The sequence below is a fragment of the Paraburkholderia elongata genome (genome assembly GCF_013177735.1).
Taxonomy (GTDB): Bacteria; Pseudomonadota; Gammaproteobacteria; order Burkholderiales; family Burkholderiaceae; genus Paraburkholderia; species Paraburkholderia elongata.
The window spans coordinates 50,165-69,889 of record NZ_WOEZ01000010.1 but is presented as its reverse complement, the minus strand read 5'-3'; the positions used below and the strand labels follow the sequence as shown (position 1 = coordinate 69,889).

The window sequence follows — 19,725 nt, the reverse complement described above, 5'->3', positions numbered from 1 at the left end:
TTCACTGGCTGCGCCGCCTTTACGATAGAGTCGTGCATCAGCATCGGTCTTCGACTCATGGGTGTCGTTGCTGCGCTTCTCGCCTTTGAAGTTGCCCCCATCGCCGTTGGCCTGGTCGTCATCGTCACGGCGCACAAAGCTCTTATGGCCGGCCCAGGCCTGGATCAGCGTACCGTCGACGCTGAAGTGCTCGCCTGATAGCCACGCCTTCTGCTGTGCAATGGCCAGCACCTCATTGAAGAACTCGATGACCGCGTCATGTTTAATCAGCCGTTCCCGGTTCTTGGTGAACACGGTCGGCACCCACACGCTGTCGTCCATCGACAGCCCAATGAACCAGCGGAACAGCAGGTTATATTGGACCTGCTCCATCAATTGCCGCTCGGAGCGCACGCTGTACAGCACTTGCAACAACATCGCCCGCAGCAATTTCTCCGGCGCTACGCTCGGCCGACCGCCTTTGACGTCAGCTTCATACATGCCGGCAAACAATCCGTTCATCTTCGACAACGCAGCGTTGGCCATCTTGCGAATCGCGCGCAGCGGGTGATCCGCTGGAACAAAGTCTTCCAGCTTACGCATCGTGAACAAACTCTCGGTGAAGGTATCGGCGCCGCGCATCATCTCTCAGGGTTAAGGCTTCATCACAATAACGTTTCAGCCGTCTCATCCGCTGACTCATCAGCGTCGGTATTTCCGCAGCCTGCTAGTGCGTCTCTCGCACCTGGCCTGTCGCCGGCACACGGTCGTCGCATCTCGCCGTGGAGCAATAACGGAGCTGAATGGTCGCGGTATGCATCGCGACACCGATCTAGAATGCTGACTTCCTCCCTCCCGCTGGCAGCAGGCTCCGCATGGAACTGAAATGGCTCGAAGACTTCGTTTCGCTCGCGGAAACGCGTAGTTTCAGCCGCTCGGCCGAATCGCGTCACGTCACGCAGCCGGCGTTTTCACGGCGGATTCAGGCGCTGGAAGCGTGGCTGGGCACGGAACTGATCGATCGTTCGGTTTACCCGACGCGGCTGACGGCGGCAGGCCAGGTGTTCTACGAGCAGGCGCTCGCGATGCTGTCGCAGTTCCACGAGGCGCGTGCTCTGCTGCGCGGGCATACGGCGACGCCGCAGGCGACCATCGAGTTCGCGGTGCCGCACACGCTGTCGCTCACGTACTTCCCGCGTTGGCTGCAGCGCATAGAAGCGCAAATGGGCCCGATCCATACCCGGTTGCGGGCGCTGAACGTGCACGACGCGGCTTTGGCGCTGGTGGAAGGCGGCTGCGATCTGATGATGGCCTATCACCATCCGAGCCATCCAATCGCTCTCGATCCAGCGCGCTACGACATGCTTACACTCGGCAACGAGCCGATCAGCCCGTTCTCGGCGCCGGGCCGCGCCGGACGCCCTCGGCACACGCTGCCGGGCACGGCGGGGGCGCCCACGCCCTATCTGACCTACACGCCGAACGCGTACCTGGGCCGCATGACCGAAGTGATCCTCGCTAACGCGCCGGAGCGCCTGTATCTCGACCGGTTGTATGAAACGGATATGGCCGAGGGGCTCAAGGCGATGGCGCTGGCCGGCCACGGCATCGCCTTCCTGCCCCACAGTGCCGTGGAAGACGCAGTTGCCGACGACAAACTGATCCGCCTCGATCGCGCAACGCGTGGCACGCCCGAGGGGCAGCTGACGCTGACCATGGAGATCCGCCTCTATCGCGACAAGCTGGCCGCGAAAGGCGACGATGCGCGGCAGATACTTGTGCGGCAGTTGTGGGACGTGGTGTCGGAGGAGTTGGCGCAAGGCGCAGGCGCTGCCTGAAAACCTGCGTCCCTACGACGCGAATTTGCAGCTTCTTGATGGTTATGCAAAAAAAACATAATCGGATAAGGAAACGGCATTGGATTTCAAAACGGCGTTTTTCGACAATGCTGTCACTCGATCAACGCCGGAGCGTTCATGTCATCCCAGCAACAAGCCGCACAATCCGCCTCAACGTTGCAGTCTGTTCCTTCCTACCTGAATAAAGACGACCTCGGCCCGTGGGGCAACTACCTGCGTCAAGTCGACCGCGTCGCGCCGTACCTCGGCTCGCTGTCCCGCTGGCTCGAAACCCTCAAGCGCCCGAAGCGCATTCTGATCGTCGATGTGCCTATCGAACTCGATAACGGCACGGTTGCGCACTTCGAAGGCTATCGCGTGCAGCACAACGTGTCGCGCGGTCCGGGTAAGGGCGGCGTGCGTTATCACCAGGACGTGACGCTGTCGGAAGTGATGGCGCTGTCGGCGTGGATGTCGGTGAAGAACGCTGCTGTGAACGTGCCGTACGGCGGTGCGAAGGGCGGTATCCGTGTCGATCCGCGCACCTTGTCGCGTGGCGAGCTGGAGCGCGTGACGCGCCGCTACACGAGCGAAATCGGCATCATCATCGGACCGAATACCGACATCCCCGCGCCGGACGTGAACACGAACGAGCAGATCATGGCGTGGATGATGGACACGTACTCGATGAACCAGGGCCAAACGGCCACGGGCGTCGTGACGGGCAAGCCGATCGCGCTGGGTGGTTCGCTGGGCCGCCGCGAAGCGACCGGCCGTGGTGTGTTCGTGGTTGCCTCCGAAGCCGCGCGCCGCATTGGCGTCGACATCGAAGGCGCGCGTATCGCCGTGCAGGGCTTCGGTAACGTGGGCGGCATCGCTGCGCGCCTGTTCCAGGAAGCGGGCTCGAAGCTGGTCGCGGTGCAGGACCACACCGGCTCGATCTACAAGTCGACGGGTATCGACGCGGTCGCATTGTTCAATCACGTCGCGAAAACGGGCGGCGTGGGCGGCTTCCCGGAAGCCGATACGATCGCGAACGAAGATTTCTGGACCGTCGAATCGGACATCCTGATTCCGGCTGCGCTGGAAAACCAGATCACGGAAAAGAACGCCGGCAAGATCAAGACGAAGATCGTCGTGGAAGGCGCCAACGGTCCGACCACCACGGCAGCGGACGACATTCTGCACGACCGCGGCATCCTCGTGATTCCGGACGTCGTGGCCAACGCCGGCGGCGTGACGGTGTCGTACTTCGAGTGGGTGCAGGACTTCTCGAGCTTCTTCTGGACCGAAGACGAGATCAACCAGCGTCTCGAGCGCGTGATGCGTGAAGCATTTGCTGCGGTGTGGCAAGTGTCGAGCGAACAGAAGGTGTCCGTGCGGACCGCGGCGTTTATCGTCGCGTGTAAGCGGATCCTGGAAGCGCGCGAATTGCGGGGCCTGTCCCCTTTTTTTGTTTGCGTGAAGCGGCGGCCCCCCACCCGGGCGGCCCTGCCCGACCCTAGCTCCGACAGGGTCAAAAAGCCTGTGTGCTCGCCCGGGGGGGCGGCATCGTATCGAGGCCGCCCGCCTTTGCATGTCCGGAAAGGTTGACCGACTGCCCCGGAAGCGCCGTTTAAAACGACAATACGCGTAGCGGCGCTCACGCAACAAACATGGTTTATAGCGATACTTTCAGAATAATTACTTTGCTAAACTGGCGCCGGTTCTTGCCAAGGAGATCACAAATGAAGGTTAAAAAAGCTGCGCTGCTGCTCGCGACTCTCGGACTGTTTACGGTTGGCGCGCACGCGCAAGACGCTGGCACGCTGAAAAAGATCAAGGACACGGGCGTCATTTCGCTGGGTCATCGCGAATCATCGATCCCGTTTTCGTATTACGACGACAAGCAGAACGTCATCGGCTACTCGCAGGAGTTCGCGCTGAAGGTCGTTGAGGCGGTCAAGCAGAAGCTGAACATGCCTAACCTGAAGGTCAAGCTGACGCCGGTCACGTCGCAAAATCGCATTCCGCTGGTGCAGAACGGCACCGTCGACATGGAATGCGGCTCGACCACCAATAACGCCGAGCGCCAGCAACAAGCTGCGTTCTCGAACACGATCTTCGTGATCGGCACGCGCTTGATGACCAAGAAGGATTCGGGCGTCAAGGACTGGGCCGACCTGAAGGGCAAGACGGTCGTGACCACCGCGGGCACCACGTCCGAGCGTATCCTGCGCAAGATGAACCAGGACAAGAGCATGGGCATGAACATCATCAGCGCGAAGGACCATGGCGAGTCGTTCCTGACGCTCTCCACCGGCCGTGCTGCCGCGTTCATGATGGACGACGCGCTGCTGGCAGGCGAGCGCGCCAAGTCGAACAACCCGGGCGACTTCGTGATCGTCGGCACGCCGCAATCGCATGAAGCGTATGGCTGCATGATTCGGAAGAACGATCCGGAATTCAAGAAGGTCGTCGACGACGCGATCGCGAAGGTCGAAACCTCGGGCGAAGCCGATCAGATCTACAAGAAGTGGTTCGAATCGCCGATTCCGCCGAAGGGCCTGAACTTGGCCTTCCCGGAAAGCGATGACATGAAGGCGCTCTACAAGAGCCCAAATGACAAGGCAATCGATTAAACGTTAGCTGTTTTTTTGAAACGCTGAACGAGACGGAAGGGGCCGCGCGCTTCTTCCGTTTCTTTTTGCTGGAGTCTTGGTCATGTCATATCACTGGAACTGGGGCATTCTGCTGAGTCCGGTCTCCACCGGCGAGCCGACCACCTATCTGGGCTGGCTGATGTCCGGCTTCTGGGTGACGATTACCGTGTCGCTATCGGCATGGGTGATCGCGCTGATCGTCGGTTCGTTGTTTGGTGTGCTGCGCACGGTGCCGAACAAATGGGCGTCGGGCATCGGCACGGTCTATGTCGCGATCTTCCGCAACATCCCGCTGATCGTGCAGTTCTTCATCTGGTATCTGGTGATACCGGAGTTGCTGCCGGTGTCGATTGGCACCTGGTACAAGCAACTGCCGCCGAGTGCGCAGTTCTTCTCGTCGTCGATTGTGTGTCTCGGGCTCTTTACCGCTGCGCGGGTGTGCGAGCAGGTGCGCTCGGGTATCAACGCGTTGCCGCGTGGCCAGCGCGCCGCGGGTCTGGCCATGGGTTTCACGCAATGGCAGACGTATCGCTACGTGCTGCTGCCGGTTGCATACCGGATCATCGTGCCGCCGCTCACGTCGGAGTTTCTGAATATCTTCAAGAACTCGGCGGTCGCCTCGACCATCGGTCTGCTGGATCTGTCGGCCCAGGCGCGCCAACTGGTCGACTACACGTCGCAGTCGTACGAGTCGTTCATCGCGGTCACGCTGGCGTATGTGCTGATCAATCTGATCGTGATGCAACTGATGCGCTGGGTCGAACACAAGACCCGGTTGCCCGGCTATATCGGAGGTAAGTGATGCATCATTTCGACTGGAGCAGTATTCCGGGCGCACTGCCTACGCTATGGACCGGCGCTGTCATCACCATCAAGATCACGCTGATTGCGATCGTGATCGGCATCATCTGGGGCACCATTCTCGCGATCATGCGGCTCTCGCCATTCAAGCCGTTCGAATGGTTCGCGAAGGGTTATGTCACGATCTTCCGTTCGATCCCGCTGGTGATGGTTCTGCTGTGGTTCTTCCTGATCGTGCCGCAGGTGTTGCAGAACGTGCTGGGTTTGTCGCCGGATATCGACATTCGGCTGGCTTCGGCAATGGTCGCTTTCTCGCTCTTCGAGGCAGCGTACTATTCGGAGATCATCCGCGCCGGCATTCAGGCGGTGCCGCGCGGGCAGATCAATGCCGCGTTCGCGCTCGGCATGAGCTACCCGCAGGCGATGCGCCTCATTGTGCTGCCGCAGGCGTTCCGCGCAATGGTGCCGCTGCTGCTTACCCAAGGTATCGTGCTGTTTCAGGATACGTCGCTCGTCTACGTGATCAGCCTCGCCGACTTCTTCCGCACCGCCACGAATATTGGCGACCGTGACGGTACGAATGTCGAGATGGTACTGTTCGCGGGCGCGTGTTATTTCGTGATCTGCGTGATCGCGTCGAGCCTCGTCAAAGGTCTTCAGAAAAAGGTCGCAAGATGATCTCTATCAAGAATGTTTCGAAGTGGTACGGTCACTTTCAAGTGCTGACCGACTGCACGACGGAAGTCAAAAAAGGTGAAGTGGTGGTGGTGTGCGGGCCGTCGGGCTCGGGCAAGTCCACGCTGATCAAAACCGTCAACGGCCTCGAGCCGTTCCAGAAAGGCGAGATCGTTATCAACAGCCAATCGCTGACTGACAAGAAAACCAATCTGTCGAAGCTGCGTGCGAAGGTCGGTATGGTGTTCCAGCACTTCGAGCTGTTTCCGCATCTGTCGATCGTGCAGAACCTGACGCTTGCGCAGATCAAGGTGCTGGGTCGCTCGAAGGACGAAGCCACCACCAAGGGCTACAAGCTGCTCGATCGCGTCGGTCTGCGTGCGCATGCGGATAAGTTTCCGGGGCAGTTGTCGGGCGGTCAGCAGCAGCGTGTGGCGATTGCGCGTGCGTTGTCGATGGACCCGATCGCGATGCTGTTCGACGAGCCGACTTCCGCGCTCGATCCGGAAATGATCAACGAAGTGCTCGATGTGATGGTCGAACTCGCGCAAGAAGGCATGACGATGATGTGCGTCACGCACGAAATGGGCTTTGCCAAGAAGGTCGCGCACCGCGTGATCTTCATGGACAAGGGCTTGATCGTGGAAGACGACCGCAAGGAAGACTTCTTCGCGAATCCGAAGTCGGATCGCGCGAAGGATTTTCTGGCGAAGATCCTGCACTGAGGGTGTCGCTGGGCCGCGCGGGCTAGTTGGCGTGGTCCACGCAGAAAAAAAGCCGCTTCGGCGGCTTTTTTGTTTCTGACGTTCTGGCCTTTGGAAGGCGCCCGCCGATCAGGATTCGAAAGCAGCGGTGTCGTCCGCGGCTTCGAGGTCGACCTCGGCTGTGGCCACCGCTTCGATCGAAGCCGCAATCGTGGTCGCCGAAGCCGATGCGTCCAACGCCGGATTGCGCAGCTTCTCCAGCACCGAAGCCGGCACCGGCACATTGACTCGGCCGATCACTTCGCCGTGCTGGAACATCATCAGATCGCCCGGTTTGAAGGCGGTCCACACTTCGTTATCGGTGAGCGGCTTGGTCGCGATTACGGCGACGCGGTCTTCCGGCGTCGTGTACTTGGCGAAATCGATCGACACATCCGCATCGACCAGATGCGCGGTCGAGAACGGCCAGCGCCGCACGATGTAATGCAGATGCGTCGAGCAATGCGCGAACAGCGCCTGGCCGTTCGACATCAGGAAATTGAATACGCCGAATTGCGTGATCTCGCGCGTGAGCGTTTCGAGCGCGGCGAACAGTTCGTCGAGCGGCGGCTGCGTGCCCGGGAAAGCTTTGCGCAAACCTTGCAGCAACGCGCAGAACGCGAGTTCGCTATCGGTCGTGCCGACAGGTTGATAGACGCCGGTGAGAGCCGGCGAATAATCTTTCAGGTCGCCGTTGTGCGCGAAGATCCAGTGGCGTCCCCACAGTTCGCGCATGAACGGATGGCAGTTCTCGAGCAGGATGTGCCCTTGCGTCGCCTTGCGAATATGCGCAATTGTGTTCTTCGATTTGATCGGGTAGCGCTTGACCATCTCGGCGATCGGCGAGGTGGCCGACGATTGGTGGTCAATGAACAGGCGGCAGGCTTTGTCTTCGAAGAAAGCGATGCCCCAGCCGTCCGCGTGGTGATCGGTGACGCCGCCGCGCGCCGCAAAGCCGGTGAACGAGAACGTGACGTCCGTAGGCGCGGCGCAGTTCATTCCGAGAAGTTGGCACATGTTGCGGGTAAGCCTGTGAACGGGGCAAGCCGTTACAATGATGATTTTCCAAGCATATCACCGAGCCCGAAGCGCCAAATAGCAAAATTGACGTGTGTTTAGGCCTTAGCGTTGCGAATTGCTGTGATTTGTACCGCTTTGAGCATGCCGATTTGCTTTTTTACCGCCGAATCTCGTTCCCCTCTCGCCATGACCGCCTCCAACGCCTCCCTCGATTCGATCGACACCATCGACACGATTACGCTCGCCCGCCCGGACGACTGGCACCTGCACGTTCGGGACGGCGAGATGCTCGCTGCCGTGTTGCCGGATACCGCGCGCCAGTTCGGCCGCGCGATCATCATGCCTAACCTGAAGCCTCCGGTCACCACGACCGCGATGGCGCAGGCGTACCGCGAGCGCGTCGTCGCCGCGATCCCGGCCGGGGCGAAGTTCGAACCGCTGATGACGCTGTATTTGACCGACAACACGCCGCCCGACGAAATCCTCCGCGCGCGCGAAAGCGGCTTCGTGCATGGCGTGAAGCTGTACCCGGCGGGTGCCACGACCAACTCGGACGCGGGCGTCACCGACATCATGAAGTGCGCCAAAACGCTCGAAGTGATGCAGGAAACTGGCATGCCGCTACTGGTGCACGGCGAGGTGACGGATCCGCCGATCGACCTGTTCGACCGCGAGAAGGTGTTCATCGACCGCGTGATGACGCCGCTGCGCCGCGAATTTCCGGCGCTGAAGGTGGTGTTCGAGCACATCACCACGAAAGACGCGGTCGACTACATCCGCGAAGCCGGCGTGGCGCCGGGGCTGCTGGGCGCGACGGTCACCGCGCACCATCTGCTGTACAACCGCAATGCGATCTTCCAGGGCGGCATTCGCCCGCATTACTACTGCCTGCCGGTGTTGAAGCGTGAGACGCATCGCGTGGCGCTGGTCGAGGCGGCGACCTCGGGCAATCCGCGCTTTTTCCTCGGCACCGATAGCGCGCCGCATCCGAAGGGTTTGAAGGAGCACGCGTGCGGCTGCGCGGGTTGCTACACGGCACTGCATGCGCTCGAGCTCTACACGGAAGCATTCGACAAAGCCGGCGCGCTGGACAAGCTCGAAGGCTTCGCCAGCTTCTTCGGCGCGGATTTCTACGGTCTGCCGCGCAGCGAAGAGAAAGTCACGCTGCGTCGCGAAGAATGGACGCTGCCGGCTGAATTGCCGGTCGGCGACACGCCTGTTGTGCCGCTGCGTGGCGGTGAGTCGATTGGTTGGCGCCTCGTCTGAGGTTACCGTTAGATGCAGGTGCAAGAGGCGGCGCGCGTGAGCTTCGGTTTTGCCGATATCGACTGGTCGAAGCCGTGGTTCGCGCAGTTCGCGGCACGCGGCGAGCGCTGGCAGCGGGGCGCGCTTCGAGGCTATGCGGAGTTGCTCGCCGAGATGAATGCGGATGCCGGCGCCATGCAGCAGCGTACCGGCCGCGGCCAGCGCCTCGCGTTCATTGCGCAGGACGATCTGCCGCCGGGCGCGGCTTACGAGGCGCACATCGCTGCGACGGGCTGCGTGCCGACGCGCCACAACCTGCATGACTTCTTCAACGGGTCGATGTGGTTTGCGTTTCCGCGTATCAAGGCGGCGCTGAACGCGCGGCAGTCGGCGGCGATCGACGTGTTAGGCATTGGCCCGAACCGCGGCGGCGTGCGCGACACGTTGACCTTGTTCGACGAAAACGCGTTGCTGTTCGCCTGTGCCGACCCGGCGTTGAGCGCGGCATTGCGCGGGTTCGACTGGCAGACGCTGCTGGTTGCTCGCCGTGATGCCTGGGGCGCGCGCTGCGAAGTGCGCTGCTTCGGTCACGCGCTGCTGGAAAAGCTGATTGCGCCGTTCAAGGCCTGCACGGGCCACGCGTGGATCGTCGACGTGCCGTCCGAATACTTCGGCTGGAACGCCGCGGCGCGCGACGCATGGCTCGACGAGTCTGTCAGCACGGCACTCCTCGGCACCGAGGCATTGACTAGCCGCATGTTCGCGCCGCTGCCTGTGCTGGGGATCCCAGGCTGGTACGCCGAGAACGAATCCGCCGCGTTTTACGACGACACGTCTGTGTTTCGCACAGGGCGGCGTTCGCGTTGAAGCCGCACCCTATCCGCCACGGTGTTAAAATGCGCCCCAGCAAAGCAGGCCAGGCAGTCGCGGCCTCTGCGGTTTCGGCCAAAGAGGGCGAGGAAAGTCCGGACTCCATAGGGCAGGGTGATGGCTAACGGCCATCCGTGGTGACACGCGGAACAGGGCAACAGAAAGCAAACCGCCGATGGCCCGGCGCAAGCCGGGATCAGGTAAGGGTGAAACGGTGCGGTAAGAGCGCACCGCGGCTGCTGCAAGGCAGACCGGCACGGTAACCTCCACCCGGAGCAATTCCAAGTAGGCAGGCTAGCATCTTCGAGATGCAGGACGGGGCCCCCGTCACGTCTGCGGGTAGGAAGCTTGAGCGCGTCAGTAATGGCGCGCCTAGAGGAATGACTGCTACGCGCGTCGCGTTTTCGGACGGGGCGCGTGCACAGAATCCGGCTTATCGGCCTGCTTTGCCACCCAACAAAAAAATGCCGGCGTCCTTGTGGACGCCGGCATTTTTCTTTTGACGCGCTGGTTTGGCTAAATACGCGGCGACCTGCACCGAAGCGCCGCGCTCAACCCGCGACGATATCAAACGAATGCGTAAGCTCAGCGGTCTTGGCGATCATGATCGACGCCGAGCAGTATTTGTCGTGCGACAGATTGATCGCGCGTTCCACCGTAGCCGGGTTCAGATTTTTGCCCGTCACCGTGAAGTGAAAGTGGATTTTGGTGAACACTTTCGGATCTTCGCTGGCGCGTTCGGCCTTCAGCGTCACCGAGCAGCCGGCGATTTCCTGGCGGCTTTTCTTCAGGATCATCACGACGTCGTACGCGGTGCAACCGCCCGTGCCGAGCAGAACCATTTCCATCGGACGCGGCGCGAGATTGCGGCCGCCGCCTTCCGGCGCGCCGTCCATCGTGACCAGATGACCGCTGCCCGTCTCGGCCGCAAATGCCATCCCGTCTTGCCCCATCCAGCTAACTTTGCATTCCATGCTGTGCTCCACCGCGCTGCGCTTATATCGAAAACGCATTGTAGCCCGACGTTTGCGTGTCCGCCCGGAGCGACTTTCTCCGGAACTTATGCCCAATGACTGCTTGCGTGTTGCGGTGCGGCATGTTCCGCCAATTCGGGAAAGTCCTGACGAGTTTAGGGGTTTTACTCTAGCCGATGTCTGCTTATGTATCGGCTTAAAAAAGCATGTGTGATTGATTTTAAAGGGGATTTATTGTTTTTGATCCGCAGGCTACGCTACCACATTATGGGATTGCATTTCGCAATGCAAATGTTCTTGCGTCGCACAAGGCCGCCTCATATAATCGATCCCATCGGTTGCAGCAGTTCTGCAACCTCCGCTGTCTCCTCCACCTCCTCCTTTGGTGGATTAAACCCGAACCGCTAGTTCGGGTTTTTTTCGTCCGCGCTTTCTTGTAGCCGATGCCGTTCGGCGGGCCACGAGGAACGTCAAATGGCTCTATCTGGCCGTCGCCGCATACAACTTGTCGCCTGAAACCCCGCAAGTTTTGACTCAGTGAGACAAATTCCTTTATAATTCAGAGCTTTTCCGCATCCGCGCCCGCGGAGGAAGAACCAGGGAGAGCCTGCACGCGCCTCGATGCGCACACTACAAGCAGGAAAAAACACATTGGGCGCAGCAATTTTTTTGGATCGATCATGAAGACGTTTTCCGCAAAAGCCCATGAGGTTACGCGTGAATGGTACGTGATTGACGCGACGGATAAGGTTCTCGGGCGTGTCGCCAGCGAAGTGGCACACCGTCTTCGCGGCAAGCACAAGCCTGAATTCACTCCGCACGTCGACACCGGTGATTTCATCATCGTTATCAACGCCGGCAAGCTCCGTGTCACGGGCAACAAGGCTACTGACAAGAAGTACTACCGTCACTCGGGTTACCCGGGCGGTATCTATGAAACGACGTTCGGCAAGATGCAAGAACGCTTCCCGGGCCGTGCGCTCGAGAAAGCGGTCAAGGGCATGCTGCCGAAGGGCCCGCTCGGCTACGCGATGATCAAGAAGCTGAAGGTCTACGCTGAAGCAACGCATCCGCATTCGGCACAACAGCCGAAAGCGCTCGAGATCTAAGGGGAGCCCACATGATCGGTAACTGGAATTACGGCACGGGCCGCCGCAAGAGCGCCGTCGCACGCGTCTTCATCAAGGCAGGCAAGGGCGATATCGTTGTGAACGGCAAGCCTATCGCCGATTACTTCTCGCGCGAAACGTCGCTGATGATCGTGCGTCAGCCGCTGGAACTCACGAACCACGGCGTTACGTTCGACATCAAAGTCAACGTGACGGGTGGCGGTGAAACGGGTCAAGCCGGTGCGGTTCGCCACGGCATCACCCGCGCACTGATGGACTACGACGCAACGCTGAAGCCGGAACTGTCGAAGGCTGGCTTCGTGACGCGTGATGCTCGTGAAGTCGAACGTAAGAAGGTCGGCTTCCACAAGGCACGTCGCAGGAAGCAATTCTCGAAGCGTTAATCGCTTCGTGTGCGATCCGGCTTTCGGGCTGGAACGCTGCAAAAGCCGCCAACGCTTTCGCGAAGGCGGCTTTTTTTATGGTTTTTCGCGTTGGGTTTGTGATGACGGTTTTCTCGCTGCGGAGGCGGTTCGGTCCGCTCAGGCAGGCTGACGGCGGCTGACACGCCGATCGATAGAGTTTTCTGGAAGAACCCATTGATTTTGTGGGCTTCAGCACGATATTGAGATCAGCCCTACAATAGCGGTTAGAAGCTTTTTGGAGAGTTCGAATGAACGCAGTCACCGATACACCCGTGACCGAGATGCCCGCCCCCTTCGTTTTTACCGACGCAGCGGCTGACAAGGTCAAGCAACTGATCGAAGAAGAAGGCAATGCGGACCTCAAACTGCGCGTTTTCGTGCAGGGCGGCGGCTGCTCGGGCTTTCAGTACGGTTTTACGTTCGATGAAGCCGTCAACGAAGACGACACCGTCATGAACAAGAGCGGCGTCCAGCTGCTGATCGACTCGATGAGCTACCAGTATCTGGTTGGCGCTGAGATTGACTACAAGGACGACATCAACGGCGCGCAGTTCGTCATCAAGAACCCGAATGCTCAGAGCACTTGTGGTTGCGGCTCGTCGTTCTCGGTTTGATGGCCGGTTATTAGGCGACAGGTTGTAAAAGAAACGGGGCTTCGGCCCCGTTTTTTATTGCCTGCGCGAAAACCCAGGCTCTTCGCTTAGCGCGGGTAGATCGCCCCCAGCACGCGCTCCGCAGCGGCGCCGGTGACAGTCGGCAAATTGCCCGGCAAGCGCGCTATGCAGCGCATCGCCAGCCAGGCGAACGCCAGCGGCTCGACCTGGCTCGGCGGGACGCCGAGCGCGTCGGTTGTCATCACGGGCACGCCGCTTACGCCGCTGTCCTCCAGCGCCTGTTGCAGGGCTTTCATAATCTCCGGATTGCGCGCACCGCCGCCACATACATAGACCGCCTTGGCGTCCGATGCATGCCGTTCGATTTCGCGCGCAACCGTTACCGCGGTCAGTGCGACCAGTGTGGCTTGCACGTCGGCAGGGGCGAGCGCGGCATACGGTTGGAGCTTTGCATCCAGCCATTGCGCGTTGAACAAATCACGGCCGGTGCTTTTCGGCGGTTGTTGCGCGAAAAAGGGTTCGTCGAGCAATGCACAAAGCAACGTGCGATCGACCTGTCCTCTCGCGGCGAAATGGCCGTTTTCGTCGAAAGGCTTGCCGAGATGGCGCTGGGCCCATTCGTCGAGCAGCGCGTTCGCCGGCCCGCAGTCGAACCCGCGCACGCCGCCGGTCGCGTTCAGGATCGTGATATTGCTGATGCCGCCCAGATTGCAGACCACCCGCGTTTCCTCTTTCGCGCCGAACACCGTGGCGTGAAACGCCGGTACGAGCGGCGCGCCCTGGCCGCCGGCCGCGACGTCGCGGCTGCGGAAATCGGCGACTACGTCGATGCTCATCATTTCCGCGAGCAGTGCGGGGTTGTTGATCTGCCGCGTGTAACCCTTTTCCGGCCGATGCCGCACCGTCTGGCCGTGAACGCCGATTGCACGGACTTCCGAGGCTGGTACGCGGCTGCCTTGCAGCAATTCGTGGCAGCACACCGTGTAGCGCGTGGCGAGCGCATTAGCGGCCAGCGCTTCGCGTTCGATCTCGTTGTCCCCCGACTGTTGAAGCGCGAACAGCGCGTCGCGCAAGCCTGCCGCGAAGCCGACAAACGCTTCGGCCAGCACCACCGGCGGCTTCCCTTGGGCAAATTTGACGGCCACACCGTCCACGCCGTCCATGCTCGTGCCGGACATCAATCCAAAGTAGACGCCGTCTGCGGGGTCTTGCGCCACGTTGCTGCTCCTCTCGATGATTCGTTGCGATCTGTTTTAGCAGATTATCGGCGCAATCGCGGCCGAATATAAAGCGTCACGACGCCAATGGCGCGTCCCGACAAGCCGAAATCATGCGCCGGCAGGGCGCTTATGGCTGAGTCAGTGGGCGCGGCGGCGCGCATCTATGGGACAATCTCCTTTTTTCGCGACTTCAAGTTTCCAGCATGAGCACCGAGTCCACCAAGCCCAGCCCCGCCTTCCCGATCACCGACGAAGTCCGTCACGCACTCGCGGTCACCAAACGCGGCGTCGACGAACTGCTGATCGAAGACGAATTCGCGCAAAAGCTCGCGAAGAGCGCGGCGACCGGCGTGCCGCTGCGTATCAAGCTCGGGCTCGATCCGACCGCGCCAGACATCCACATCGGCCACACGGTCGTGCTGAACAAGATGCGCCAGTTGCAGGACCTCGGTCACACAGTGATTTTCCTGATCGGCGACTTCACATCGCTGATCGGCGATCCGTCGGGCCGCAACGCCACGCGCCCGCCGCTCACGCGCGAGCAGATCGAATCGAACGCGAAAACGTATTTCGAGCAGGCCGCACTCGTGCTCGACCGCGACAAGACCGAAATCCGCTACAACAGCGAATGGTCGATGCCGCTCGGCGCCGACGGCATGATCAAGCTCGCATCGCGCTACACGGTGGCGCGGATTCTCGAGCGCGAAGATTTCACCAAGCGCTTCCAGGGCGGCGTGCCGATCTCGATCCACGAATTCCTGTACCCGCTGATGCAAGGCTACGACTCGGTCGCGCTCAATGCCGACCTCGAGCTCGGCGGCACGGACCAGAAGTTCAACCTGCTGGTGGGCCGTGAACTGCAGAAGCAGTACGGTCAGGAACAGCAGTGCATCTTGACGATGCCGTTGCTCGAAGGCCTGGATGGCGTCGAGAAGATGTCGAAGTCGAAGAACAATTACATCGGCATCAGCGAAAAGCCGACGGACATGTTCGGCAAGCTGATGAGCATCTCCGACGTGTTGATGTGGCGTTACTTCGAATTGCTGTCGTTCCGTCCGATGGACGAGATCGCCGGCTTCAGAAAAGAGATCGAAGCGGGCCGCAATCCGCGCGATTTCAAGGTGATGCTCGGTCAGGAAATCGTCGCGCGCTTCCACTCGCAAGCCGATGCCGAGCGCGCGCTCGAAGACTTCAACCATCGTGCGAAGGGCGGCGTGCCGGACGATATTCCGTCGGTCACGCTCGCGGGCGCACCGCTTGCAATCGGCCAGTTGCTCAAGCAGGCCAACCTCGTGCCGTCGACGAGCGAGGCGTTGCGCAACATCGAGCAGAGCGGCGTGAAGATCGATGGCACGACCGTGTCAGACAAGGGCTTGAAGGTCGAGGCCGGCGAGTACGTCGTGCAGGTCGGCAAGCGTCGTTTTGCGCGCGTCACGCTGACGGCTTGATGGTTCAGCGATAACGCGATGATGACTCGAGCGTTGCATCCGGAGTCGAGCCGATGATCGCGCTGATTCAGCGCGTGCGGCGCGCGGAAGTGCGCGTGGGCGACCGCGTGACCGGCGCGATCGAGGCGGGCCTGCTCGCGCTCGTGTGCGCCGAACGTGGCGACACGGAGGCCGCAGCTGACCGGTTGCTTGCCAAGGTGCTCGGCTACCGTGTCTTCAGCGATGCAGCCGGCAAGATGAATCTCTCCGTGCAGAATCTCGACGGCGCCGGGCGCGCAGGCGGCTTGCTGCTCGTCTCGCAGTTCACGTTGGCGGCTGATACCAACAGCGGCCTGCGCCCGAGCTTTACGCCCGCCGCACCGCCCGACGAGGGCAAGCGGCTATTCGATTACTTCGTCTCGGCAGCGCGCGCAAAGCACCCGATCGTCGAGACAGGCGAGTTCGGCGCCGATATGCAGGTGTCGCTCGTCAATGACGGGCCGGTCACGTTCTGGCTGCAGACAAACGCTTGAGTCTCGACTGCCGCCGCATGGTGCATGCGGGGGCACGTATCCACTCCTCCAGCCGCTTTTTGCGACAATGGCGACTCGGCATAACCGGCTACTGGCGCCCACCCTCATCCCATGACCACGCAGATTCTGTTCATCCGCCACGGCGAGACCGACTGGAACCGCATCAAGCGCATTCAAGGTCACATCGACATCCCGCTCGCGACGACCGGCCATGCGCAGGCGCAACGCCTTGCACGCCGCATCGCGAATGAGGTGAAAGAGGGCGCGCGCTTCGACGCGATCTATTCAAGCGATCTGCAACGCGCACAGCAGACCGCGCAGCCGATCGCCGATGCACTCGGCCTGCCGTTGCAACTGCGTGAAGGTTTGCGCGAGCGCTCATACGGCGCGTTCCAGGGGCATGACAGCGACGAGATCGCCGTCCGTTTCCCCGATGAATACGCGCACTGGCAAACCCGCGATCCGGGTTTCGCGCCCCCTGAAGGCGAATCGCAGCGCACGCTTTACCATCGCGTGCTGCATGCGATCGAGCCTCTGGTGGCTGCGCATCCGGGCGGACGGATCGCCTGTGTCGCGCACGGTGGCGTGTTGGACTGTGTGCGCCGGTTTGCTTGCGGGTTATCGCTCGATGCGCCGCGTGATTACGCGTTGCTGAACACGAGCGTCAACGTGGTGGATTATGCCGACGACGCCAGCAAGGCGACGATCGTATCGTGGGCGGACGTGTCGCATCTCGACGCGCCGAGCGCGGACGATAGTTTCAAGCGAGTGCCGGAACCGGGACGTTAAGCGGTGCGGCGAGGCTAACTGGCAGGGGGCTGTCTCGCAGACGCGGCTTACTTCAACTCGCGCGTGGCGGCAACGCGGTGGCGTGCCCGCTTCGATACACCTTTCACCAGCGGCTCGCATCCGGCTCAGGTTGCGGCCGAATCCCACAGGGTGGTTATGGGGCTCGAAGCGTCCGGCGCGGCGAGACCAAAATGCCTGTACGTGAGCAGCGTGGCGACGCGGCCGCGCGGCGTGCGTTGCAGGAAGCCTTGCTGGATCAGATACGGTTCGAGCACGTCTTCGATCGTGTCGCGCTCTTCGCCGATAGCAGCCGCCAGATTGTCGACGCCGACCGGGCCGCCGTCGAACTTGTGCAGGATCGCTTCGAGCAGCTTGCGGTCCATCAGATCGAAGCCGACCGCGTCCACGTCGAGCATTTTGAGCGCTGCGTCGGCCACTTGCGCAGTGATGTTGCCGTCCGCTTTCACCTCGGCGAAATCGCGCACACGGCGCAGCAGCCGGTTCGCAATCCGCGGCGTGCCACGCGCGCGCTTGGCGATTTCGAACGCGCCATCCGGGTGGATCTGCGCATGCAGCAGCGATGCCGAACGCGTGACGATACGCGCCAGCTCCTCGGCGTTATAGAACTCGAGCCGCGCGACAATCCCGAAGCGATCGCGCAGCGGATTGGTCAGCATGCCCGCGCGGGTGGTCGCGCCGACCAGCGTGAACGGCTGCAGATCCAGCTTCACGCTGCGCGCGGCCGGCCCTTCGCCGATCATGATGTCGATCTGATAATCCTCCAACGCCGGATACAGAATTTCTTCGACGACCGGCGAGAGCCGGTGGATTTCGTCGATGAATAAAACGTCGTTGGCTTCGAGATTGGTGAGCAGCGCGGCGAGGTCGCCGGCGCGTTCAAGCACCGGGCCGGAGGTTTGCCGCAGATTGACACCCATTTCCCGCGCGATGATGTGCGCGAGCGTGGTCTTGCCAAGACCCGGCGGCCCGAACAGCAGCACGTGGTCGAGCGATTCCGACCGGCGCCTGGCAGCCTCGATGAAGATTTCCAGCTGACCGCGTATTTTTTCCTGCCCGACATATTCTTCGAGCTGGCGCGGGCGCAACGCGCGCTCGAACGCTTCTTCGTTCGGCGAGACGGGCGTGGCCGCGATGATGCGCTCGGCGGCGAGTTTGTCGGTTTCGATCATGGGGGCATTGTACCGCGCGCGGCCCGAAGGAAGCCCCCTTGGGGGGGGGCGCCCGTTGCGGAACTTGGCCGAATGGCCAAGGTGCGCAGCGAAGGGCTGTGTGCGAAGCTTTACCCATCGGCCGGGGGGCTAACCGCCGAGGCTTGAGGTTCAGCCTTTGTTCAGCCTTTGGATAGCGCCTTCAATGCGAGTTTGATGCCTTCGGAAACTCCGGTGCCGGCCGGCACGTTCTTGACTGCCGCCAACGCTTCTTTTTCGGAGTAGCCCAATGCGATCAGTGCGTTCAGGATATCGGACGCATGGTTGGATGCCGACGCCGCGCCAGCCAGCGCGCCCAGGTCGGCGCCGATCTTGCCTTTCAGTTCGAGGAGCAGCCGCTCCGCCGTCTTCTTGCCGATACCCGGCACGCGCGTCAGACGCGCTGCGTCCTGCATCGTGACGGTCTGCGCGAGTTCGTGCACGCTCATGCCGGAGAGCACGGCGAGCGCCATGCGCGCGCCGATGCCGGTGATCTTCAGCAATTCACGGAAGGTCGAGCGTTCCTCGGCGGTGCCGAAGCCGTAGAGCAAATGCGCGTCTTCACGCACGATCATTTGCGTGAGCAGCACGACGCGTTCACCTGTCGACGGCAGGTTGTAGAACGTGCTCATCGGCACATCGACTTCGTAACCGACACCGTTGCAGTCGACGAGTAGATGCGGCGGGTTTTTTTCCAGCAGAACGCCGGCAATGCGACCGATCATGGCGGATTCAATCTTTAGAGAAAGGGCGAGTGTAGCGCAGCGAGTCCGCGGCAGGCGTGGTGCATGATGCGCAATCGCGGTTGACCAGCGTGTTGTTGCCTCCTAGACGGAGATCCCTTTTTGGCGGGTTCTCGCACGTGTGGGACACGAAGGTGGCTGGCGTCGCGCGGAGCTTTGGGATTACCCCACCAACCGTCCACGCCGCACACGCAAGCCTTTTTTAGCGAGCGACGGCGCAATTCCACCGAGCGTACTCAGCGTCGTGCCGCCGTGCGCGTGGCAAATCGCCATGCCGAGCGCGTCGGCGGCGTCGGTGCCGGGCACGCCGGAGAGGTTGAGCAGTCGCACCACCATCTGCTGCATCTGCTCCTTGGTCGCGCGGCCGTAGCCGACCACAGCCTGCTTCAACTGCAGAGCCGTATATTCGGCGACCGGCACGCCGCCCGCCACCAGTCCACAGATCGCCGCGCCACGCGCCTGGCCAAGCAGCAGGGTGGATTGCGGGTTGACGTTGACGAACACCTTTTCGATCGCCGACTGATCCGGTGAATGCTGACGGATCAGCGTCGAAATGCCTTCGAAAATGGTGCCGAGACGCGACGGTAGATCGGCGTCGGCGGTTTTGATCACGCCGCTTGCGACGTAGCTGAGCGTGTGTCCGGTTTGATCGATTACGCCAAAGCCGGTCACGCGCAAGCCGGGGTCGATGCCGAGAATTCTCATGAGGTGCCGCACGTGCGGTGAAAACTAAGTGCTTGCGATACTACAACGAACGCGCCGTGTGGCGGTCGGTGTTCCAAAACAAAACGGCCCGGCGGAAATTCCACCGAGCCGTTTCGCTCAAACTACGCTAGCGACTACCGCATCACAAAGAATCAGGCGGCGTCC

General features: G+C 61.2%; 20 protein-coding genes, 1 other RNA gene and 1 pseudogene. 15 read left to right on the top strand and 7 right to left on the bottom strand.

Annotated elements, in window-relative coordinates:
- Positions 1 to 621: IS5 family transposase (locus GNZ13_RS02135; RefSeq protein WP_172160057.1), on the bottom strand; the 621-nt coding region annotated here is incomplete at its 3' end.
- A gap of 233 nt (positions 622 to 854) precedes the next feature.
- Between GNZ13_RS02135 and GNZ13_RS02130 the strand changes: the two genes are divergently transcribed.
- The 6 genes and pseudogenes from GNZ13_RS02130 (at position 855) to GNZ13_RS02105 (ending at position 6,660) form a co-directional block, all read left to right on the top strand.
- The gene (locus tag GNZ13_RS02130) at positions 855 to 1,817 is read left to right on the top strand and encodes a LysR family transcriptional regulator (RefSeq protein ID WP_172160055.1); all 963 of its coding nucleotides are present in this window, start codon (positions 855 to 857) and stop codon (positions 1,815 to 1,817) included.
- Positions 1,818 to 1,955: 138 nt separating this feature from the next.
- A pseudogene (locus GNZ13_RS02125) lies at positions 1,956 to 3,266 on the top strand (Glu/Leu/Phe/Val family dehydrogenase); the annotation flags it as partial.
- 278 nt (positions 3,267 to 3,544) lie between these two features.
- A complete protein-coding gene (locus tag GNZ13_RS02120; RefSeq protein WP_172160053.1) occupies positions 3,545 to 4,438 on the top strand; it encodes a glutamate/aspartate ABC transporter substrate-binding protein in 894 nt (297 codons plus the stop codon).
- Positions 4,439 to 4,520: 82 nt separating this feature from the next.
- A complete protein-coding gene (locus GNZ13_RS02115) occupies positions 4,521 to 5,261 on the top strand; it encodes an amino acid ABC transporter permease (protein ID WP_172160051.1) in 741 nt (246 codons plus the stop codon).
- Positions 5,261 to 5,938: a glutamate/aspartate ABC transporter permease GltK gene (gene gltK / locus GNZ13_RS02110; protein WP_172160049.1), complete on the top strand. Its 678-nt coding sequence runs from the start codon at positions 5,261 to 5,263 to the stop codon at positions 5,936 to 5,938. Before GNZ13_RS02115 ends, gltK begins: the two co-directional genes overlap by 1 nt.
- Positions 5,935 to 6,660 (top strand): amino acid ABC transporter ATP-binding protein, encoded by a 726-nt coding sequence (locus GNZ13_RS02105; protein ID WP_172160047.1) that lies wholly within the window; start codon positions 5,935 to 5,937, stop codon positions 6,658 to 6,660. Before gltK ends, GNZ13_RS02105 begins: the two co-directional genes overlap by 4 nt.
- Positions 6,661 to 6,768: 108 nt before the next feature.
- On the opposite strand, the gene GNZ13_RS02100 is transcribed toward GNZ13_RS02105, so the two are convergent.
- Positions 6,769 to 7,695 (bottom strand): class II glutamine amidotransferase, encoded by a 927-nt coding sequence (locus tag GNZ13_RS02100; RefSeq protein ID WP_172160045.1) that lies wholly within the window; start codon positions 7,693 to 7,695, stop codon positions 6,769 to 6,771.
- Positions 7,696 to 7,884: 189 nt separating this feature from the next.
- Here GNZ13_RS02100 and pyrC point away from each other — a divergent pair, with 189 nt between their 5' ends.
- The 3 genes from pyrC to rnpB all read left to right on the top strand — a co-directional run bounded on the left by pyrC (position 7,885) and on the right by rnpB (position 10,265).
- On the top strand, positions 7,885 to 8,964 hold the full coding sequence (gene pyrC / locus GNZ13_RS02095) for a dihydroorotase (protein WP_172160043.1): 1,080 nt from the start codon (positions 7,885 to 7,887) through the stop codon (positions 8,962 to 8,964).
- A 12-nt stretch (positions 8,965 to 8,976) separates the two neighbouring features.
- A complete protein-coding gene (locus GNZ13_RS02090; protein WP_172160041.1) occupies positions 8,977 to 9,810 on the top strand; it encodes a DUF3025 domain-containing protein in 834 nt (277 codons plus the stop codon).
- A gap of 41 nt (positions 9,811 to 9,851) precedes the next feature.
- Positions 9,852 to 10,265, top strand: an RNA gene (rnpB, locus tag GNZ13_RS02085) — RNase P RNA component class A.
- Positions 10,266 to 10,364: 99 nt separating this feature from the next.
- Here rnpB and GNZ13_RS02080 read toward each other — a convergent pair.
- Positions 10,365 to 10,787 carry an OsmC family protein gene (locus GNZ13_RS02080; protein ID WP_063497318.1) on the bottom strand — a complete coding sequence of 141 codons (423 nt, stop codon included), beginning with the start codon at positions 10,785 to 10,787 and terminating at the stop codon, positions 10,365 to 10,367.
- Positions 10,788 to 11,467: 680 nt separating this feature from the next.
- Between GNZ13_RS02080 and rplM the strand changes: the two genes are divergently transcribed.
- The 3 genes from rplM (at position 11,468) to erpA (ending at position 12,935) form a co-directional block, all read left to right on the top strand.
- Positions 11,468 to 11,896, top strand: a complete 429-nt coding sequence (gene rplM, locus GNZ13_RS02075; protein WP_007180422.1) for a 50S ribosomal protein L13 — start codon at positions 11,468 to 11,470, stop codon at positions 11,894 to 11,896.
- Between the two features lie 11 nt (positions 11,897 to 11,907).
- Positions 11,908 to 12,300, top strand: coding sequence for a 30S ribosomal protein S9 (gene rpsI / locus GNZ13_RS02070; protein WP_011489810.1), 393 nt, complete (start codon positions 11,908 to 11,910; stop codon positions 12,298 to 12,300).
- A gap of 269 nt (positions 12,301 to 12,569) precedes the next feature.
- On the top strand, positions 12,570 to 12,935 hold the full coding sequence (erpA, locus tag GNZ13_RS02065; RefSeq protein WP_097390387.1) for an iron-sulfur cluster insertion protein ErpA: 366 nt from the start codon (positions 12,570 to 12,572) through the stop codon (positions 12,933 to 12,935).
- An 86-nt stretch (positions 12,936 to 13,021) separates the two neighbouring features.
- Here erpA and GNZ13_RS02060 read toward each other — a convergent pair whose 3' ends face one another.
- Complete coding sequence (locus GNZ13_RS02060; RefSeq protein WP_172160039.1) at positions 13,022 to 14,152, bottom strand: anhydro-N-acetylmuramic acid kinase; 1,131 nt, start codon at positions 14,150 to 14,152, stop codon at positions 13,022 to 13,024.
- A 206-nt stretch (positions 14,153 to 14,358) separates the two neighbouring features.
- Here GNZ13_RS02060 and tyrS point away from each other — a divergent pair, with 206 nt between their 5' ends.
- From tyrS to GNZ13_RS02045, 3 genes are all read left to right on the top strand, one after another.
- The gene (gene tyrS / locus GNZ13_RS02055; RefSeq protein ID WP_172160037.1) at positions 14,359 to 15,603 is read left to right on the top strand and encodes a tyrosine--tRNA ligase; all 1,245 of its coding nucleotides are present in this window, start codon (positions 14,359 to 14,361) and stop codon (positions 15,601 to 15,603) included.
- A 53-nt stretch (positions 15,604 to 15,656) separates the two neighbouring features.
- Positions 15,657 to 16,115 (top strand): D-aminoacyl-tRNA deacylase, encoded by a 459-nt coding sequence (gene dtd, locus GNZ13_RS02050; RefSeq protein ID WP_172160035.1) that lies wholly within the window; start codon positions 15,657 to 15,659, stop codon positions 16,113 to 16,115.
- Between the two features lie 111 nt (positions 16,116 to 16,226).
- A complete protein-coding gene (locus GNZ13_RS02045) occupies positions 16,227 to 16,904 on the top strand; it encodes a histidine phosphatase family protein (RefSeq protein ID WP_172160033.1) in 678 nt (225 codons plus the stop codon).
- Between the two features lie 125 nt (positions 16,905 to 17,029).
- On the opposite strand, the gene ruvB is transcribed toward GNZ13_RS02045, so the two are convergent.
- The 3 genes from ruvB to ruvC form a co-directional block, all read right to left on the bottom strand.
- Positions 17,030 to 18,094, bottom strand: a complete 1,065-nt coding sequence (gene ruvB / locus GNZ13_RS02040) for a Holliday junction branch migration DNA helicase RuvB (RefSeq protein WP_172160031.1) — start codon at positions 18,092 to 18,094, stop codon at positions 17,030 to 17,032.
- Between the two features lie 161 nt (positions 18,095 to 18,255).
- Positions 18,256 to 18,837: a Holliday junction branch migration protein RuvA gene (gene ruvA, locus GNZ13_RS02035; RefSeq protein WP_172160029.1), complete on the bottom strand. Its 582-nt coding sequence runs from the start codon at positions 18,835 to 18,837 to the stop codon at positions 18,256 to 18,258.
- A 180-nt stretch (positions 18,838 to 19,017) separates the two neighbouring features.
- Positions 19,018 to 19,560 (bottom strand): crossover junction endodeoxyribonuclease RuvC, encoded by a 543-nt coding sequence (gene ruvC / locus GNZ13_RS02030; protein ID WP_063497310.1) that lies wholly within the window; start codon positions 19,558 to 19,560, stop codon positions 19,018 to 19,020.
- Positions 19,561 to 19,725: the final 165 nt, after the last annotated feature.

Bases quoted from the DNA above. Each gene is read 5' to 3' on its own strand.
- GNZ13_RS02130 (WP_172160055.1), top strand. From the start codon at position 855: ATGGAACTGAAATGGCTCGAAGACTTCGTTTCGCTCGCGGAAACGCGT.
- GNZ13_RS02120 (WP_172160053.1), top strand. From the start codon at position 3,545: ATGAAGGTTAAAAAAGCTGCGCTGCTGCTCGCGACTCTCGGACTGTTT.
- GNZ13_RS02115 (WP_172160051.1), top strand. From the start codon at position 4,521: ATGTCATATCACTGGAACTGGGGCATTCTGCTGAGTCCGGTCTCCACC.
- gltK (WP_172160049.1), top strand. From the start codon at position 5,261: ATGCATCATTTCGACTGGAGCAGTATTCCGGGCGCACTGCCTACGCTA.
- GNZ13_RS02105 (WP_172160047.1), top strand. From the start codon at position 5,935: ATGATCTCTATCAAGAATGTTTCGAAGTGGTACGGTCACTTTCAAGTG.
- GNZ13_RS02100 (WP_172160045.1), bottom strand. From the start codon at position 7,695: ATGTGCCAACTTCTCGGAATGAACTGCGCCGCGCCTACGGACGTCACG.
- pyrC (WP_172160043.1), top strand. From the start codon at position 7,885: ATGACCGCCTCCAACGCCTCCCTCGATTCGATCGACACCATCGACACG.
- GNZ13_RS02090 (WP_172160041.1), top strand. From the start codon at position 8,977: ATGCAGGTGCAAGAGGCGGCGCGCGTGAGCTTCGGTTTTGCCGATATC.
- GNZ13_RS02080 (WP_063497318.1), bottom strand. From the start codon at position 10,787: ATGGAATGCAAAGTTAGCTGGATGGGGCAAGACGGGATGGCATTTGCG.
- rplM (WP_007180422.1), top strand. From the start codon at position 11,468: ATGAAGACGTTTTCCGCAAAAGCCCATGAGGTTACGCGTGAATGGTAC.
- rpsI (WP_011489810.1), top strand. From the start codon at position 11,908: ATGATCGGTAACTGGAATTACGGCACGGGCCGCCGCAAGAGCGCCGTC.
- erpA (WP_097390387.1), top strand. From the start codon at position 12,570: ATGAACGCAGTCACCGATACACCCGTGACCGAGATGCCCGCCCCCTTC.
- tyrS (WP_172160037.1), top strand. From the start codon at position 14,359: ATGAGCACCGAGTCCACCAAGCCCAGCCCCGCCTTCCCGATCACCGAC.
- dtd (WP_172160035.1), top strand. From the start codon at position 15,657: ATGATCGCGCTGATTCAGCGCGTGCGGCGCGCGGAAGTGCGCGTGGGC.
- GNZ13_RS02045 (WP_172160033.1), top strand. From the start codon at position 16,227: ATGACCACGCAGATTCTGTTCATCCGCCACGGCGAGACCGACTGGAAC.
- ruvB (WP_172160031.1), bottom strand. From the start codon at position 18,094: ATGATCGAAACCGACAAACTCGCCGCCGAGCGCATCATCGCGGCCACG.
- ruvA (WP_172160029.1), bottom strand. From the start codon at position 18,837: ATGATCGGTCGCATTGCCGGCGTTCTGCTGGAAAAAAACCCGCCGCAT.
- ruvC (WP_063497310.1), bottom strand. From the start codon at position 19,560: ATGAGAATTCTCGGCATCGACCCCGGCTTGCGCGTGACCGGCTTTGGC.